Source organism: Rheinheimera sp., from assembly GCF_037442345.1.
In the GTDB taxonomy this organism is placed as follows: domain Bacteria; phylum Pseudomonadota; class Gammaproteobacteria; order Enterobacterales; family Alteromonadaceae; genus Pararheinheimera.
In genome coordinates, this window is sequence record NZ_JBBIQL010000021.1 from 63,912 (window position 1) to 82,022 (window position 18,111).

At 49.8% G+C, this 18,111-nt stretch carries 17 protein-coding genes; 5 read left to right on the forward strand and 12 right to left on the reverse strand.

Annotated features, from left to right (window positions below):
* Nucleotides 1-11 precede the first annotated feature (11 nt).
* The 5 genes from WKJ04_RS13805 (at nucleotide 12) to WKJ04_RS13825 (ending at nucleotide 6,093) form a co-directional block, all read left to right on the forward strand.
* Nucleotides 12-1,496, forward strand: a complete 1,485-nt coding sequence (locus tag WKJ04_RS13805; protein ID WP_337880943.1) for a tryptophan halogenase family protein — start codon at nucleotides 12-14, stop codon at nucleotides 1,494-1,496.
* Nucleotides 1,493-2,215: a DUF6445 family protein gene (locus WKJ04_RS13810; RefSeq protein WP_337880944.1), complete on the forward strand. Its 723-nt coding sequence runs from the start codon at nucleotides 1,493-1,495 to the stop codon at nucleotides 2,213-2,215. Before WKJ04_RS13805 ends, WKJ04_RS13810 begins: the two co-directional genes overlap by 4 nt.
* A gap of 110 nt (nucleotides 2,216-2,325) precedes the next feature.
* The gene (locus WKJ04_RS13815; protein ID WP_337880945.1) at nucleotides 2,326-3,660 is read left to right on the forward strand and encodes a GH1 family beta-glucosidase; all 1,335 of its coding nucleotides are present in this window, start codon (nucleotides 2,326-2,328) and stop codon (nucleotides 3,658-3,660) included.
* Nucleotides 3,661-3,730: 70 nt separating this feature from the next.
* Entirely contained in the window at nucleotides 3,731-5,077 is a 1,347-nt protein-coding gene (locus WKJ04_RS13820) for a glycoside-pentoside-hexuronide (GPH):cation symporter (RefSeq protein WP_337841848.1), read from the forward strand.
* 17 nt (nucleotides 5,078-5,094) lie between these two features.
* On the forward strand, nucleotides 5,095-6,093 hold the full coding sequence (locus WKJ04_RS13825) for a LacI family DNA-binding transcriptional regulator (RefSeq protein ID WP_337841847.1): 999 nt from the start codon (nucleotides 5,095-5,097) through the stop codon (nucleotides 6,091-6,093).
* Nucleotides 6,094-6,182: 89 nt separating this feature from the next.
* Here the strand turns inward: WKJ04_RS13825 and WKJ04_RS13830 are convergent, their stop codons facing one another.
* The 12 genes from WKJ04_RS13830 to WKJ04_RS13885 all read right to left on the reverse strand — a co-directional run bounded on the left by WKJ04_RS13830 (nucleotide 6,183) and on the right by WKJ04_RS13885 (nucleotide 17,789).
* A complete protein-coding gene (locus tag WKJ04_RS13830) occupies nucleotides 6,183-6,923 on the reverse strand; it encodes a DUF695 domain-containing protein (protein WP_337880946.1) in 741 nt (246 codons plus the stop codon).
* Between the two features lie 132 nt (nucleotides 6,924-7,055).
* Nucleotides 7,056-7,331, reverse strand: a complete 276-nt coding sequence (locus WKJ04_RS13835) for a hypothetical protein (RefSeq protein ID WP_337880947.1) — start codon at nucleotides 7,329-7,331, stop codon at nucleotides 7,056-7,058.
* An 836-nt stretch (nucleotides 7,332-8,167) separates the two neighbouring features.
* On the reverse strand, nucleotides 8,168-8,464 hold the full coding sequence (locus WKJ04_RS13840) for a helix-turn-helix domain-containing protein (protein ID WP_337880948.1): 297 nt from the start codon (nucleotides 8,462-8,464) through the stop codon (nucleotides 8,168-8,170).
* Nucleotides 8,461-9,777, reverse strand: a complete 1,317-nt coding sequence (locus tag WKJ04_RS13845; RefSeq protein ID WP_337880949.1) for a HipA domain-containing protein — start codon at nucleotides 9,775-9,777, stop codon at nucleotides 8,461-8,463. The genes WKJ04_RS13840 and WKJ04_RS13845 overlap by 4 nt, the downstream gene beginning before the upstream one ends.
* Before the next feature lie 576 nt (nucleotides 9,778-10,353).
* Entirely contained in the window at nucleotides 10,354-11,271 is a 918-nt protein-coding gene (locus WKJ04_RS13850) for an RHS repeat-associated core domain-containing protein (protein WP_337880950.1), read from the reverse strand.
* Nucleotides 11,272-11,388: 117 nt separating this feature from the next.
* On the reverse strand, nucleotides 11,389-11,814 hold the full coding sequence (locus WKJ04_RS13855; protein WP_337880951.1) for a hypothetical protein: 426 nt from the start codon (nucleotides 11,812-11,814) through the stop codon (nucleotides 11,389-11,391).
* Nucleotides 11,815-13,344: an RHS repeat-associated core domain-containing protein gene (locus WKJ04_RS13860; protein ID WP_337880958.1), complete on the reverse strand. Its 1,530-nt coding sequence runs from the start codon at nucleotides 13,342-13,344 to the stop codon at nucleotides 11,815-11,817.
* A 54-nt stretch (nucleotides 13,345-13,398) separates the two neighbouring features.
* The gene (locus tag WKJ04_RS13865) at nucleotides 13,399-14,148 is read right to left on the reverse strand and encodes a DUF695 domain-containing protein (protein WP_337880952.1); all 750 of its coding nucleotides are present in this window, start codon (nucleotides 14,146-14,148) and stop codon (nucleotides 13,399-13,401) included.
* A gap of 21 nt (nucleotides 14,149-14,169) precedes the next feature.
* Complete coding sequence (locus WKJ04_RS13870; RefSeq protein WP_337880953.1) at nucleotides 14,170-15,099, reverse strand: leucine-rich repeat domain-containing protein; 930 nt, start codon at nucleotides 15,097-15,099, stop codon at nucleotides 14,170-14,172.
* A gap of 62 nt (nucleotides 15,100-15,161) precedes the next feature.
* On the reverse strand, nucleotides 15,162-16,079 hold the full coding sequence (locus WKJ04_RS13875) for an RHS repeat-associated core domain-containing protein (protein ID WP_337880954.1): 918 nt from the start codon (nucleotides 16,077-16,079) through the stop codon (nucleotides 15,162-15,164).
* Between the two features lie 283 nt (nucleotides 16,080-16,362).
* Entirely contained in the window at nucleotides 16,363-16,899 is a 537-nt protein-coding gene (locus WKJ04_RS13880) for a hypothetical protein (protein WP_337880955.1), read from the reverse strand.
* A complete protein-coding gene (locus tag WKJ04_RS13885) occupies nucleotides 16,896-17,789 on the reverse strand; it encodes an RHS repeat-associated core domain-containing protein (RefSeq protein WP_337880956.1) in 894 nt (297 codons plus the stop codon). Before WKJ04_RS13885 ends, WKJ04_RS13880 begins: the two co-directional genes overlap by 4 nt.
* Nucleotides 17,790-18,111 lie beyond the last annotated feature (322 nt).

Below are 18,111 nucleotides of genomic sequence, written 5' to 3' on the forward strand. Positions count from 1 at the left end.
GAGAGCAAAGAATGCAACCCAAAGTGCAAAAGGTGGTAATTGCCGGAGGCGGTACCGCAGGCTGGATGGCCGGAGCGGCGCTGGCGAAAATGCTGGGCAAAAACCTGCAAATCACCCTGGTGGAATCCGAAGAAATCGGCACTGTGGGCGTCGGTGAAGCCACTATCCCTACCCTGCATATTTTCCACCGTTTGCTTGGCATTAAAGAGGCCGAATTTATGGCGGCCACCAATGCCACCTTTAAGCTGGGGATTGCCTTTGAGCACTGGCACGACCTCGACAAACACTATATCCATTCTTTTGGTTTTTTAGGCAAAGACTGCTGGGCCTGTGGTTTTCAGCATTTCTGGCGTCGTGGTGTGCAACTGGGCGTGGCCAGTCAGATTGGCGATTATTGTGTGGAACACCTGGCGGCCCGCGAAGGCCGTTTTGCGGTGTTGCCGAACCAGGACTTAAACCATGCTTACCATATGGACGCTGGCTTATACGCCAAATTCCTGCGCCAGCTGGCCGAGCAACATGGCCTGAAACGCATTGAAGGCAAAATTGACCAGGTGCTGCAGCATGACGACGGCCGCATTAAGGCGCTGCAGCTGCAAAACGGCCAGTTGATTGAAGGCGATCTGTTTCTCGACTGCACTGGCTTTCGTGGCCTGCTGATTGAACAGACGCTGCACACCGGCTACGACGACTGGAGCCACTGGCTGCCGTGCGACAGTGCGGTGGCGGTGCAGACCAAAACGGTGTCGGCCCCTGTGGCTTATACCCGCTCTATTGCCCACGACTCGGGCTGGCAATGGCGTATTCCGCTGCAAAGCCGGGTTGGCAATGGCATGGTGTTTTGTTCTAAATACTGGAGCGATGAGTTCGCCAAACAAAAACTGCTGGAAAATTTGCAGGGCGAGCCGCTGATGACGCCCAAAGTGCTGAAGTTCCGTACCGGAACCCGGCGCAAACACTGGAACAAAAACGTGGTGGCCATTGGCCTGTCCAGCGGCTTTTTGGAGCCGTTGGAATCGACCAGTATTCACCTGATCCAGCGCAATATCATCCGTCTGCTGCAGATGTTCCCGTCTTATGGCATTCAACCGGCCGACATTGCCGAGTTTAACCGCCAGGCGCAGCAGGAAATGGAGAATATCCGCGACTTTATTATTCTGCACTACAAACAAACCGAACGCAGTGACAGCCCCTTCTGGCGTTATTGCCAGTCGATGCCGGTGCCGGAATCGCTGCAGCACCGGCTGGACTTATTCGAACAAACAGGCCGGGTGTACAAAATTGGCCTGGAGCTGTTTGGCGAAGCGTCCTGGTTGCAGGTGATGATTGGTCAGGGCCTGATGCCGCAGCAATACCACCCGATAGTGGATGCGATGAGCCAGGAAGAGCTGCGTGATTTTCTCGATAAAATCAAAGCCAATGTGCGCAAAACAGTGTCTGGCTACCCGGACGTGAACGACTTTATCCGGCATTACTGCCAGACGGCGGTGCAATGAGCTCCGTCGCTGCCGCCTCGCCTTATGCACTGAACCCGCAGCTGCAGCCGCAAATTCTGCAACTGGGCGCTGAGCAGTGCCCTGTGCTGGTGCTGGACCAGCTGCTGGCTGACACTTCGGCTTTAGTGCAACAGGCCAGGCAAAGTCAGTTCAGTGATGTGCGCAGTTACCTCTACCCAGGTGTGCGTGCGCCGCTGCCAAAAGCCTATGTGCTGGAATTGCTGCAGGCACTGGCGCCTTTGGTCCGCCAGTTGTACCAGATCCCGCCCGAGTTGAAGGTGCAGGCGGGTGACTGCAGTTTTTCGTTAATTACCAAAGCTCCGGCTGAGTTAAAGCCAATGCAGCGGTTGCCGCATTTTGACACCACAGAGCCTTATGTATTTGCGCTGCTGCATTATCTGGATGGGGGCGAGCATGGCGGCACCGGGTTTTTCCGCCAGCGCAGCACCGGCATAGACAGGGTCAGCGACGCCAACAAAGAGGTGTATTTCAACAGCCTGCAGCAGTTTGTTGACACCAGAGGGCTGACGGAAGGTTATTTCCAGCAAGGCAATGAACATTTCGAGCTGTACCAGGCTTTGGACTACCAGCCCAACCGCCTGCTGCTGTACCCAGGTAATTTGCTGCACAGTGGGCTGGTCAACCCGGCCACAGACATCTCGGCAGCTATTCCCGGTGGTCGGCTGACCGCCAATCTGTTTATCCGCTTCAGTGAATAGATTCAGGAGCCTGGCTACCAGATTTCATAACAGCTGAAGCAAAAATGAAAGCGATTACATTTGGTCAAATAGACCACACTGACAGACAAACAACAGAAAAGTGAACAACGATGAGCATGTACCAACTACCAGAGCATTCACTGCTGCGCAAAAAACAGTTTTTGTACGGCGTGGCCACTGCGTCATTCCAGATTGAAGGGGCGGCTGACTCCCGGCTGCCCTGTATCTGGGATACGTTTTGTGCCACGGCCGGCAAAATTAAAGACGGATCAGACGGCAAAACCGCCTGTGACCATCTGCGGTTATGGCGGGACGATTTAGATCTGATCGAATCCCTGGGCGTAGACGCTTACCGCTTGTCGTTGTCCTGGCCCCGGCTGATCCAGCTGGATGGCGAGCTGAATCCGGCCGGTCTGCAGTTTTACATCGATCTGCTGGACGAGCTGAAGGCGCGCAATATTAAGTCCTTTGTCACTTTGTACCACTGGGATTTACCACAACACCTGGAAGATAAAGGCGGCTGGCTCAACCGCGATACCGCCTACAAGTTTGCCGATTATGTGGAAAAAGTCAGCACCGCTTTGGGTGACCGGGTATACAGTTACGCCACCTTAAACGAGCCATTCTGCAGCTCGTTTTTAGGCTACGAAGCCGGTATTCATGCGCCGGGTTTAACAGGCCGTGGCAACGGCCGTAAATCGGCGCACCATTTATTGCTGGCGCATGGCTTAGGCCTGCAGGTACTGCGCCGCACGGCGCCACACAGCTTAAATGGCCTGGTACTGAACTTTACCCCTTGTTACCCGCACACCGACAGCCCGGCCGACAAAGCCGTGGCCGAGCAGGCCGACCAGTACTACAACCAGTGGTACCTGCAGCCGGTGATGACAGGCCAGTACCCGGAGTATTTCAACAGGTTAACAGACGAGGAAAAGCCGGTGATTGAAGCCGGTGATATGGCGCTGATCAGTCAGCCGCTGGATTTTCTTGGCGTGAATTTCTACACCCGTCATGTCTACACTGCCAATGCCGACCATGAGTTTGCCGTGGTGGAGATAAAAGATGCCGAAAAAACCGATATTGGCTGGGAAATTTACCCGCAGGCTTTTTATGACCTGCTGACCTCTATGCATCAGAAGTACAAATTACCGCCCATCTACATCACCGAAAACGGTGCGGCCGGTGCGGACAAGCTGGAAAACGGCCAGGTGCAGGACGAACAGCGTCAGCGGTACTACCAGCTGCATTTAAATGCGCTGCATCAGGCGGTGGAAGCCGGGGTGAATGTGCAGGGCTACTTTGCCTGGAGCCTGATGGACAACTTTGAATGGGCTGAGGGCTATTCGAAACGCTTCGGAATTGTGTATGTTGACTACAACACACAGCAGCGAACCATCAAACAAAGCGGCCATGCCTACCGCCAGCTGCTGCAAAGCCGGGTTTAACGCGCGCAGCTACCCCGCAGCAGACGGGGTAGCCACAGAATAAAAATCAAAAAACAGGGTAAACAGATTTATGTTAAAGGTGCGGGAAAAAATAGCCTATGGCTTAGGGGACACCGCCAGCAACATCGTGTTTCAGACAGTGATGATGTTTCTGGCGTTCTTTTACACAGATATTTATGGCTTATCACCGGCTTTTGTCGGTTTTATGTTTCTGGCGGTGCGTATTATTGATGCGGTGACCGATCCGCTGATGGGCGCATTTGCCGACAGAACCCACAGCAAACATGGCAAGTTCAGGCCTTTTATTCTGTACGGCGCCCTGCCTTTTGGCGTGATCAGCGTGATGGCGTTTACCACGCCGGATTTCTCTGCCGAAGGCAAAATGATTTACGCCTTTGTCACTTACACCCTGCTGATGCTGGTGTACACCGCCGTGAATATTCCTTATTGCGCCTTGGGTGGCGTACTGACAGCAGACCCGAAAGAGCGGGTGTCGGTGCAGTCCTACCGCTTTGTGTGTGCGTTCATTGGTGGTTTACTGGTGTCCAGCCTGACGCTGCCATTGGTGGATTATTTGGGCGACGGTGACAAAGCCAAAGGCTACCAGCTGACCATTCTGGTGATGAGCATTCTGGGCGTTGGCATGTTTTTACTTTGTTTTGCCGGCACCAAAGAACGGATTCAAACCCAGATTGAAGCCAAACGGCCTTTTAAAGACGACTTTAAAGCGCTTTGGCAAAACGACCAGTGGCGGGTGTTGTCGCTGGCGGCTATTTTCCTGCTGACCGGCAATGTGCTGAAAAACACCATCGCCATTTATTACGTGAAGTATTACCTTGAGCAGCCCGACAGCATTACGCTCTTTATCACCCTGGGTATGCTGAGCAGTATGCTCGGTTGTATGCTGGCGCAGCCACTGGCACAAAAGGTCTGCAAAGTGAAAGCCTATATTGGCCTGCAACTGGCCGCCGCTGCGTTCTGCGCTGTGGCCTACTGGATTGCACCTGATCAGCTGTGGTTGGCCTTTGCCGCCTTTATGGCCTGGAACTTCTGCTTTAATGCGGCCACGCCGCTGTTGTGGGCGAAAATGGCCGACACCGTCGACTACGGTCAGTGGAAAACCGGCGTGCGCACCACCGGCATGGTGTATTCCTCCATTATCTTCTTTATCAAGCTGGGCCTGGCGTTGGGCGGTGCAGCGGCTGGCTGGTTATTGTCTGGTTTTGGTTACCAGGCGGATGTTGATCAAACAGAACAGGCCAAACATGGCATACTGCTGTCCTTCACTCTGCTACCTGCTATAGGCTCTGTGCTGGTGGCGCTGGTGATGAGAAACTACTTGCTCAACAATAAAAAAGTGGCTGAAATACATCAGGATTTACAACAACGTGGTCAGCTTGGCGATAACGCCGGATAAGGAATAACAGCGACTTTATGGCAACCATTTATGACGTCTCACAGCTGGCCGGTGTGTCTTTAGCCACAGTGTCGCGGGTGATGAACAAAAGCGACAGCGTCAGCGACAAAACCCGTAAAAAGGTGCTGGAAGCGATGGACAAACTGGGTTACAAGCCCAACACTTTTGCTCAGTCGCTGGCGTCCAACTGCTCGAACAGTATTGGTGTGCTGGTGTCGCAACTGGATGGTCCTTATTACGGCCCTATGATGGCAGAAATTGAAGAGTCGCTGCGGCTCGACAACAAACACGTCATTATTGCGGTCGGCCACAGCAATGCCGGGCAGGAAATGGACAGTGTGGAGTTTCTGCTTGGCCGCGGTGTGGACGCGCTGATCCTCGACGTGGAAGCGGTGTCAGACGAGTACCTGATTGAACTGAGCCGCGGCCCTACGCCTATAGTGCTGATTAACCGTTATATCGAACCCATTAAAGAGCGCTGTATTTACCTGGAAAACGAATTGGGTGGTTACCTGGCCACCCGGCATTTACTGGAGCTGGGCCACAGGGATATTGCCTATATTTCAGGCCCGGCAAAAAAACACGATGCTCAGGAACGCCTGACAGGGCACCAACGGGCCTTGGCAGAATTCGGCGCCCGCTTTGACCCGGCTCTATGTGTGGTTGGCGATTACAAAGAAGACAGTGGCGTGGCCTGCATGGAGCAATTGTTGCGCAGTGGCAAGGTATTTACTGCAGTGGTGTGCGCCAATGACCAGATGGCGTCCGGTGCTATCTCTGCCTGCCTGGAGCGGGGCATGAAAATACCGCAGGAAATGTCCTTTGTTGGCTACGACAACATTCCGTTTGCCCGTTATGCAGTGCCAAAGCTGACCACCGTCAACAACCCCATTCACGAAATGGGCAAAATGGCGGCGCTCTGGCTGCTCAAGCACCTGTACAAAAAAGAGGTGCAGGTGGATTCCGTCTTTGTGCCGCAACTGGTGGTGCGCAATTCGGCGATTCAGAAAGTCTGATCAGAGACGACGGATAGCACCGGTTTGGGTTCGGTCTGGTTGCCTTACGTCTGATTGGTGGGAGCCAAAGTTCTAATCCCGACTTGTGGTTAGTGGATAAGCTCGCACTCCCAACCATCGTAGCGGCCGCCTTCATTTTTAGCAGCGTGAAACAAGGGTAAGGTAAGGGCATCAATTTCGGAATAATCTGGAATACCCCGAATGCTAACGCGCACTGAAAACGGTTCTTCTGTATCGTCCGTTGCGGCAACCTCTTCTAACTTATAGCCACTACTTTGCGCGAAAGTTGCATAGTTATCCGCTGCATTTTGAGTGCAAAAGTAGGCCCAGTGCATAATGTCCCGCGTAGTGGTGAAGTTGTCTCCCTGTTCAACCAGCGCATCACATACACTGCGGTTTTTCATACGCTCGAGCTGTTCATCTGAAGGCATCAACAACTGGATATAGGCTTCCCACTCCGGGTCTGTATTGACGCCGCCCTGCCAGGCGTAATCGGGAAAATCGTTCAGGCAGTGTTCCAGTGCTGCTTCATTAATCTGTGTATCCCTGCTATAGAAAAACAAGTCCCGGTGGCCATCGGATGTGAGCCGCCCGACATAGAGCATCTGATTGGTGGCCGTGAGAACTTCGACCACTGCGTCTTCCATTTGAGCCAAGGTATCAAATTCCTGCTGACTGGAAAGACCGTCATCCCGAGGCTGGCACATGGGGATGCGAAGGTAAAACAACTCTGGGTAGTCTGCCAGTGGTGCTAGATGCATGAAATCCAAATCAAGCGAGATGGATGCCGGTTTATCATTAACAAGACATTGGTAGAAATCCCAGTTCACTTTGCGCTCCTGCCTGTGAAAGTTGATGGCAACGCCAACATAGCAGCTTATATATGCAGTGTCAGTTTCAATTTCAGGGTAAATAGTGAGTAGATATAGTGTTGTACAAAGCGATACTGATCCTGACCAGCCTCAGTCGGTAATGGTAAACAGCTCCCAGTCTGCTTGTGCATGGATCCGCATGGCGCCGCAGCCATTGCCAAGCGCTGCCAGTTGTTGAAGGCTGGCGTCACGTTCGAGCAAATGGCCTATCCCGACCAAGTGGCATTGCTCATCCTCATGCGGCTCTCCACATAAAAACTGCCAGTCGTCGTCGTGGATCACCAACTGGATTGCACTGGTGTTCGCAAATACATGGGGACAGCAGTACACCCCAAGGGCTGGATTAAATGGTGTTATTTTCTTCATTTACATTATTTTGCCGATAAGTGATTACACCGCCCGCTGGAAGGTCAATCAAACAGGGTGAAATATAAAATGGTCACCGCGTACAGATGCGTTATTGTGCCGAAATACAGCAACAGCCAAAAACGTACTCTGTTATTAAATGACCAGCTTCGTTTTAAAAACATGGCTCGTCGCAAGAAAAATCTCGGTTTGGCGTTTTTTGTCATCAAGCCACAAATAAGCTCTCTGTCCGACTCACTTAATGCTTTGTTTCTGAGAAATTCATCCTCCAGCGAGACGTCGTACCAAAAACAAACACACATGCTGAAAATGCCAGATATATAGAGGTAGTAAATCATGGGTTACGTCCAGTGCTCCTTGGTCTGGTTATTCGCGACGAATACAGCTGTCATTTTGGTAATCCCATGCGCCACCGTTATCCAGGCATGCATCCAGGGTTCCGAACGCAAGGTCGAACAGCAACCCGAGTATGACAATGAACAGTGCCAGACCTGCTAGTCTGGCTAGAAGTTTTCTGAGGCGTGGTGTCATTTGATTGAACTTATACGTGAGACTGCCTGTCGGTTTAACACTGACTGTACCTCAGCACTTTCTTTGATAACAGCGGTATTGCGTTGATAATGTGAAATGGCGGCAGTGTAAGCAATTTAATATTCAGGACTTGATCCCTGAGGTGGCAAAATGGCAGCGCTTTGGCTGCTCAAGCACCTTTAAAAAAAAGAGGTGCAGGTGGATTCCGTCTTTGTGCCGCAACTGGTGGTGCGCAATTCGGCGATTCAGAAAAATTAAGCCCGGGCCGGTGCGGGGCTCCGGCTCCATAGCAGGTTCCGTGGTACTTAACGACCCGCCAATTCGGCCATAGTGGCAACCCTGTTGACCTGCAATCGTGCACTTAGCGTCAGACCTCCAGGGCGTAATAAGGATTCCACAATAGAAATCCGGGGGTCGGTTTTGCCTTTTTCAACTTCCCGCAAGGTCTTTTCCGACACCTGGCATAACCTGGCATAATCCGCCTGTGTCATTTGATACAGGCGAGTGCGTATTTGCTGCACTGCCTGACCGAGGCTCAGGTTGCCTTTGCTCAGTTGGTCCACCAACTGCAGTTGCCACTGCGTTTTTTCTAAAGGAGTCATACTAGTTTCATCTTTTGCAGTTTCTCGGGTAAGTGGGCAAAGCCTATAGCTGGGAACTGTAGTATTTCCTCAGGACAGCCTGCTTCTTCCAGCAACTGTGGTACCTGTATAAGCTGCTGCGCCAAGGTTCGAAGCTCCTGCAGCAGGGTATTTGGGTCAATCAGGTCAGCCAGCCGCTCTGCCACTAAAGCAAAGTTAACCTCTGCGCCTATTTCCGTTCCATGCCCCCATTTAAACAGTCGGGTGACTTGCTCCGGATCGGCTTTCATGGGTGCAAAGTCGTAAATAGGCGCAAAACTCAGGCGACCATTCTGTTTCAGAAAGGATTGATTCCGGCCATGGTTATCTGAATTGCCAAAGACCAGATTCAGTAAATCCCGCATCAGGTATTCAGTGACAAACTGCTGGCAATTTTGCGTCAGTACGCCTTGCAACTTGCGCCACAGAATACGTACTACATCGAAATGGTCCCAGGCACTGCCTGGGCCGGCATTGAGCACTGAATACACACTTTCCATGCCAAGCCGGTGCATCACGCCTTGCTGTTCGACGACGTCAAATCGTGGCAACCATAAACTGACTTGCCCATCTGCTTCATGGGTTTGCATCAGTTGGGTATCCATAGTTTGTATCGAGGTGTGTTCCAGTACCTGGGTCAGTACCTTGTAATAAGCCCCTTCGGCTTTTAGTACCTGATTGTCACGGGGACTGCGGAAATTACGGGCAAACTTTACCAGATAAGGGGTGGCCGTGCGCGGTTTGCCAGCAAAGTCCCCGTCAATAAAGACGCTGTCGCCACTGAGCATCAGCAACAGTTTCGGTGCCACTCCTGTTGCTCCGGTGGCGCCGCCAACAGCCGCGCCCTGACTGTTGGCATGCTCCAGGAAGTCATGTTGCAACTCACATACTTGATGCTGCGAAAATTCCAGTGCTGGCCCGGCTGTCTGCGGGACGGCATCTTTCACTCGCAGATTACCCACAGGGGCCATACAGGTATGCCGCAATAAAGCGCAATCGGCATCGAAGACTGGTAAATGCGTTAGATCCAGTTTAGTCAGCCACCATTGCCTGCTTTTTCCTGCGGGAAGTAGATCATCTAACAAGCCTGGCCAGTTTGGATATTCTGTGGCTACAGCTGACACAGGAGCATTGACGGTCACAGCGTGCTCCGCGCAGGAGTCGTAATGCACGCCTGGTTGTCGCAAATAGTCCATTAAATAATCAATCTGTACAGCAGCATCCTTACCTGGTCCTGTAACGCGTAATGCCGCAGCATCGTGCCAGGTACCATTAAAGTAGAGTTGAAGTATCATCTGTGAGTTTTCCACGCAAAGATTGTTTCGGTAGTTTATTACCGAAAAACTTAATGTAACAGTAGTTTGTTACCGTATAGTTCAGATGGTGAGAGTTTTCCAGTAGTTTGCTACCGTTTTTGTGGCCGAGGTTAAGCGGTTATGGGCGTTGTAGCTGTAAGTCCAGCCGTCATGGCTGCGCAGGTTGCCGTTGGCCTAAGCCTAATGAAATGAAAAGCCCCACTCATTTGGTGGTTGAGTGGGGCTTGGTTTTAGGCGCGGTGCAAGGCTTGCGCTCGCTGGTTTGTCAGTCAAAGACAGTGAAATAAAGTATAGTCACTGCATATATATGGATTACTGTGAAAAAATGAACAACTAGACACCTCCGTACTCGGCTATTTATATTCCAGCAATCTCGCCGGAACATATTTTTCCGCAAAAAGAACTGAGGCTTTGCTCGCTTCATAATCAGGCCATCAATACATAACTTCTCTATATCACTTAAGTTTTTGTTTCTTGCCAGTTCATCCTCAAGAGACCAGTCATACCAAAAGCCAATCAAAAAACTCATAAAAACACTGACGTAAAGATAGTAAATCATTGTCCGCTGGCCTTATATACAGAGTGGTGCATGAGGGTGTGGTTTATTGAAAAACCTCCAACGGGACCAATGGAGACATCAATTTGAGGCTTGCTGCCTTTTGAGTAATCCAATTCAAATCCTCCACTTCCTATGAAATAGGACATGCTCGTCGACCAAGAAACTGAACCATCGATTTTATCTGCATTCATTGGTACAAAGGCTCCGCCCACGCTTGCACCATAACCCCGACCGAATCCGCCAGACATAATGACGGAATCATTCGTCACTGAAATTGCACCGCATGCACCAAGATAAAAGGCTGCACATCCTTCAACCTTAACTGCTTGCCCATCTTCCAATGGAGCCCCTACCGTATCAACCGCCGTATCTACTGCTGATTGTTCTGCATTCCTCATTGCATCCACCGCCCCTTGCCATGCTTGCCCAACAGGGGACTCTGTGAGTACCGTTTTAAAATTAATTGTTTCACATCCAACAGCAGACTCGCCTTTAATTCTGGTTCCACACAGACCGCTTGCATCCACCATATTCATCGGGTCATTGCCGACATAGGCGTACCAGTTGATACCGTCTTTGTAGCCCAATGGGTCGGTTTGTAAGAACCTTCCAAGCTTCGGATGGTACACCCGGGCTTTGTAATGGTACAACTCCGTGCCCGGCAGCAGAATTTGCCCCGTATACCGAAAACGTGACGCACTGCTGTTTATCGGCTCGCCATAAGGGCCGTACTGATGGGGGGTCGTCACTGTGCCTGAGGCATTGGTTTCGGCAATCACACTGCCACGTTCATCGGTTAACAGGTACGAAGGCGAACCGGTGCCTGAACCTTCAAACCACACCAGCGGGTCGTCACTGCCAGCGCCATGTACATAACGGCGTAATAGAGTGCCGCTGCTGTTGTACTCCGCCACCAGCTCATTGCCATCGTAGAGGAAGGTGGTCGCTGTGCTGTTTAAGCTCCCTCAGTCACTGACTGAGGGAGCTTGCGTGTCATTGGTTCGGTTGATTGTTTCGTCTGCAACTTCAGGCTATTTGAGTCGTATAAGTAGCAGTAAATCCTTCAACGCATAAGTAACATAAACCATCACTACGGTAAGGTTAAACCAGCCTGCCACTGTGTTGGCACCCATGGATATGAACTGGTAGAGAGCCAGCACAACTGACATTGCAGCTGTGTATGCAAAAACATCTTTCCTGAAAAACGACAGGAAAATTAGAACTGCATACGCTGCTACATAAGGCCATCTGGTCAGGTAGTGTCTGGGTTCAAGTTGTTGAATTGCACATAAATGCGCATCTTGAGTAGGTGAGAACTTTGCGCAATTGTTATATATTTCCGGTAAATTTATTCCAACAAGTGCATCCAAATGTTCGGAATATGAGGTTCCAAATAGTTCAGAAACAAAAACTGATAGAAAAATGGTTAATATGCAACCGAAGATTAAATATTTCATTTATTCGACTCCTTGTGGGCAGCTATATCCCGCACACACTCTTAAACCTATTTCTTTTAATTGAGTTTCTTTGTTTTTTCCTTCAACCCATTTTAGTTCACCTGTTGGCGTCATCTTTAGGATGCTTTCTTGCGCTGTGTAAGGGTCATCATTTATATAGTCGACGCGGGATTCAATAACATAGCGCTCCACTTCAATTATTTGCTGATAAACGCCATATTCAGTATAAACAGTTGGAAATTTCACTGACTCAACAACAATTTTTTTCAAACCCTCTTTCATTACTTTTCCTATTCCAGCAGTGGCGGTTTCGATAGCCATGTTGATATCATCGCGTGATTCACCTCTAGTATCTACCTTGACCTGCTTCTGATTACCTGTTGGCTTCCATTCAGAGGAAGTTTTGAAATGGGTAACTGTACAATCTGCGGCAGTAACTCCTTTGATTTTTGAGCAAGCTAAGCCGAATGGATCAACCCCATTCATCGGGTCATTGCCGACATAGGCGTACCAGTTAATGCCGTCTTTGTAGCCCAGCGGGTCGGTTTGTAGAAATCGGCCTAACTTTGGATGGTACACCCGGGCTTTGTAATGGTACAGCTCGGTGCCCGGCAGCAGAATTTGCCCTGTATACCGAAAACGCGCTCCGCTACTATTTATCGGCTCGCCATAAGGGCCGTACTGATGGGTGGTCGTCACTGTGCCTGAAGCGTTTGTTTCAGCAATCACACTGCCGCGTTCGTCGGTTAACAGGTACGAAGGCGAGCCTGTTCCAGACCCTTCAAACCACACCAGCGGGTCGTCACTGCCTGCACCGTGCACATAACGGCGTAATACAGTGCCGCTGCTGTTGTACTCCGCCACCAGCTCATTGCCATCGTAGAGGAAGGTGGTGGCGGTGCCGTTTAAGGTGCTGCTGTTGAGGCGCCCGGTGGCGTCGTAACCCAGGCTTAAGGTGCTGCCGGTTTTAACGGCCGAGGTTAAGCGGTTATGGGCGTTGTAGCTGTAAGTCCAGCCGTCATGGGTGCGCAGGTTGCCGTTATTGTCATAGGTCAGGCTGTTGCTGCCAATATAGCTGTATTGGTTCAGCTCGTTGGCGGTGTAGTAGCTGATTTGCGCCTGAGTGGGAATAACCGTTTGCCAGGCACTGTTGTCCACAGTGCGGTGGTTCAGTTGACCTGCCGGGTTGTAGTTAAAAGCCGTGGTGTTGATGCTGGCATGGTTAAGGTTTTCCAACTGGCCTTTAGGGGTATAGCTCAGGCTGGAGCTCCGGCCATTGCCACGGGTGATGCTGCTTAACTGCCCAAATTCGTTGTAGCCATAGCTGACCAGGGTGGAGGAACCATTCAGTTGAATGGCGGTTTGGGCCCCATCCGGGGCGTAGCTGTAGGTGAGATACACCCCATCCGGAAAGGTTAGCCGGGTGCGCTGGTTGGTCAAGGCGTTGTACTGGTAACTCAGGCTGCGGCCATTGGTGGTGCTTTGTGCCACCCGGCCAGCCAGGTCGTACGCTGTGGCTACAGTCTGAATGCCCTAATCTATTTGGCAATCAGCCTATCTATTCATCAGAAAATAAGTTGCTTTCTATTCAACGATTATCTCTGTTTCCCAGCCATCGTAGTTGCCACCATACTCATTGGCTGCTGTAAATACAGGGAGAGTAATAGTGTCTATGTTTTCATGGGACGGAACACCAAGAGCTGACAGCTTCACACAATAATGAGATGTTTCGGCATCAGGCGCTGTAAGGTCCAGTACTTGGTATCCCAAGTTTGCAATATGGCTGGCAAATGCTTGGGCAGCGTCGTTAGTATCAAAATAGGCCCAATGATAGATAGGGCGGACCGCTGTTAGCGCATCACCATGTTCTGCTAACGCATTGCATAGATTGCGGTTTTTAATTTGCTCAAGCTCAAGAGCATTAGGTAGCAGAAATTGCTGATAAGCTTCCCAATCAGGGTCATCGCTTAATTCACCATCCCATTGGTAGGATGGAAATGCTGCCATGGCTTGCTCTAAGCCTGCTTCGTCCAATTCGTCATTTTGTGCATAAAAGAAAAATTCCCTGCGGCCATTGGTGGTGCCTCGGCCGACGTATTTCATATGCCCATTTTTGGTGGCTGCGGCGACGACCAAGTCTTCGAGAGCCATTAAATCATCAAATTCTTCCTGGCTTGATAAGCCTGCGTCAGAGGGGGTTAACAATTCAATACGCATACGAAATAGCACAGGATAATTTTGCAATGGCGCCTGAGCGCGAAGTGCTAAATCAACATAGATGGAAGCGGGGTTGTTGTTGATCTGGCAAGGGTAAAAGTTCCATTGAGTACTCATCTTAATCCTTAGACATGAGATTTACTTTGATGATGGTTTTAATAGCACGTCTGGGTGTTCCAAATCTGCCCATTTCCACTTTTTAACTAGTTTATGGCTGTAATGTTTTTTGGGGCGGAACGATAAAATCGCCAGCTTGGGCAACTGGGTTATGGGAGTCAAGTCGCCATCTGTTATCGTGCTTGAGCGTTCAATAAACAAAACCTTCAGATTTTTTAAGGTGATTAACGGGCTAACGGAGAGCAATTCTCCGTTGCCAGAGATGTTGCATTCCTCTAGTGCTTGGATTGAAGATATGAACGTTAGATCATGCAATTGTTTGCAGCCTTCAATATGAATTTTCCGCAGCTGTTTTAATTGGGATATCGGAGTAAAGTCTGACAAATTCCGGCAATTAAATAAATAAAGCTCCTTCAGCTGAGGTAAGTGGGTCAGCCAGTCCAAGGAAGGTATAGGGCTGTTTGCAATAGTTAACTGCTCTAACTGCTGCAGTTGCCCCAAAGGGGAGTAATCGTTTAGTTTTAATTTATCAAAATAAGCTGACGTTACCCAATAACATTGAAAGATGCTTGCTGCGCCTGGCCACCAATACAGATAAAAGTCCCGAAGTTTGGTGAGTTGGGTAAAATCTATTATCTCTTTGGTCTGCGCCGTCAGGTTTAGTTCTTCCAATGATGCCATCTGTTCCAGGGCAGATAGGCCTGATATATCCGACGTGATAATACTCAGGTTTTTCACACCCGGCAGTTGTGCCAGAAATGAAACATCTTCGCGCTGCCAACCCAAGGCGCAATTTAAAGTGACTGCCTCAACACCTTGTTCGTTAATCGTGTTCACTATTTGCTCAACGGGCTCGTCACGCACGATGGCGACCCGCCCCCCGATAGGAAATGTGAAGCCGGGAAATGGTATCGGTTGAATATCTAAAGATTCAGCTGATTCGTTATGCATAGTCTATTTCTCTGGAAGCTCTCTGGCGGGTCTTATCAACCTGCCAGAGAACTGGTTAGTCTTTAACAACTGGAGCGTTTGATGCGACTGCCAATACAGGTCACTCCCTTACTGGCCCATTTGCTTTCAGCTATTTCATTGCGCTTATTATCCAGGTTTTTTACTCCACCACGCTTATTCATCTGATTTTGTTCACTAACGCGCGCGCCATCGGTATCCCCTTTTTTATAAAGGCCGATGATGTCAGCGCCATCGCGGTCTCGGCCATCTTTGGCGTTTAATGCCCGCTCGCCCAAATTGTCTGCCCGGCCTATGTAATCCTTGCCTGAATCTAATTTACTACCGGCAATTTTGTAGATAACACCAAGATCATCACCAAACCCAGTCAGTATGTCGATAGCAGCAAATACATCATCAGCTGTGAATTTGCCATCCGCCAGCGTCATTGTGTTATCGACAAAGTCGGCAATTTCTTGTTTGCCTGCTTGTTTAAAGTTCCAGCCGTTAGAGGACGCGCGTTTCACAATTTTATATGCAGATAAGATCAGCTTGGTTTCACCAGTTGGATCTACCCCATTCATCGGGTCATTGCCGACATAGGCGTACCAGTTAATGCCGTCTTTGTAGCCCAGCGGGTCGGTTTGTAGAAATCGGCCTAACTTTGGATGGTACACCCGGGCTTTGTAATGGTACAGCTCGGTGCCCGGCAGCAGAATTTGCCCCGTATACCGAAAACGCGCTCCACTACTGTTTATCGGTTCGCCATAAGGGCCGTACTGATGGGTGGTAGTTACTGCGCCAGCGCTGTTGGTTTCGGCAATCACACTGCCGCGTTCATCGGCCAGTAAATAGCTGGGCGAACCAGTGCCTGAACCTTCAAACCACACCAGCGGGTCGTCACTGCCTGCGCCATGCACATAACGGCGTAATAGAGTGCCGCTGCTGTTGTACTCCGCCACCAGTTCGTTGCCATCGTACAAAAAGGTGGTCGCCGTGCCATTGAGTGTGCTGCTGTTTAAACGCCCGCTGGCGTCATAGCCCAGGTTTAAGGTTGAGCCGGTTTTAACGGCCGAGGTTAAGCGGTTATGGGCGTTGTAGCTGTAAGTCCAGCCGTCATGGGTGCGCAGGTTGCCGTTGGTGGTGACTTAATAAATTCAGAAGAAAAAGCCCCACTTGGGTGAGGCTTTTGGGTTGCTGCTCTAAAACCATTTCCTAAGGAGGTAGATTTTTACTAATCGAGGCTAATACCCCAAGCTATTTGGTTCAATTAATCTTTCTGGTGCGAACAATTAATATTATACCAATGAGTAAAAAGAATCCTCCAATATAGTTGTAGTATGAGCTAATTAGGCTTTGCTGATCGTAGGCATCTTCATAACTCAATAGAGTTTCTTCTAATTTTTTAACTTCATAAACATTGTAAAAATATTGGAAGTTCTCTTTGTTCTTTGTTGAGGCCGTCTTTTTAGGAGAGTATGAAAAGTTGATAATCTCACCAATTGCCCCTTCTAATTTTGGTCCTAAATCACCCGGTTTGACTATTGTTGAGTTGACTAAATATCCATGCTCGTCACCTTTAATTTTAAATATCACAGAATTGTTATCATAAAAAGACCAGGTGACATTGCCGTTGCTTTTTTTGAGTAAGCTATACTCTGGGATTGGTTCATATAATCGAATTTCGCCCAATATAATTGCTAGTGACATGCTGATGAAAATATACGGAACAATAATACGAGCAATTTTTCTAAATTGTTCAATATACCTTTCTATCGTCGAGTCATCCCTTGATTTGGTCATTTCTTTTTCTCCTGCAGATTAGGGTCAATGCTCGAGACGGCCTCAGATACACCGACTCCAGCTGCTTCAGCCACTACCTGTGTAGCTTTTGCTACATTGCCTAATGTTGAGGCAGGTAAAATCGTTCCTGCCAGACCTGCAGCAGCGCCTTGCAAACCTTTGTCTAAAGCGGTTGAGCTTTCTGCACTTCCTTTGGTCACTACGTCTGCGGTGGCTTGAGTCGCCGCTCCGGTAACCCCGCCAGATATAGTTCCAACTGCCACTGTTGCAACCGTCTTTGCAGTTACATTCTTAACCGCGTTTACTGCTAAAGTCCCTACTTTTCCAGGGACAAGTCCGAGTAAGCCACCACCAAGCCCAGCGACCACTTTTTCACTGGTTGTTGCACCTTCGACTTCATTTGCTGCTTGATAAGCTGTATTGAATCCTATTGCAAAGTTAATTACAGGTAGTACCCATGCAAACTCGCCTGTTGGGTCTGCTTTATTCATCGGATCATTGCCGACATAGGCGTACCAGTTGATGCCGTCTTTGTAACCCAATGGGTCGGTTTGTAAGAACCTTCCGAGTTTAGGATGGTACACCCGTGCTTTGTAATGGTACAACTCCGTGCCCGGCAGCAGAATCTGCCCCGTATACCGAAAACGCGACGCACTGCTGTTTATCGGTTCGCCATAAGGGCCGTACTGATGGGTGGTAGTTACTGCGCCAGCGCTGTTGGTTTCGGCAATCACACTGCCGCGTTCATCGGCCAGTAAATAGCTGGGCGAACCAGTGCCTGAACCTTCAAACCACACCAGCGGGTCGTCACTGCCTGCGCCATGCACATAACGGCGTAATAGAGTGCCGCTGCTGTTGTACTCCGCCACCAGTTCGTTGCCATCGTACAAAAAGGTGGTCGCCGTGCCATTGAGTGTGCTGCTGTTTAAACGCCCGCTGGCGTCATAGCCCAGGTTTAAGGTGCTGCCGGTTTTAACGGCCGAGGTTAAGCGGTTATGCGCGTTGTAGCTGTAGGTCCAGCCGTCATGGGTACGCAGGTTGCCGTTGGTGGTAACTTAATAAATTCAGAAGAAAAAGCCCCACTCATTTGGTGGTTGAGTGAGGCTTGGGTTTAGGGGCTCGGTGACTTGAACCTATAAGTCCCGTTAGTCGTTATTCGAGAGTGTAAAAAAATCTGTGTAAGTGGCATTCTACCTATGTATTTGAAAGGAC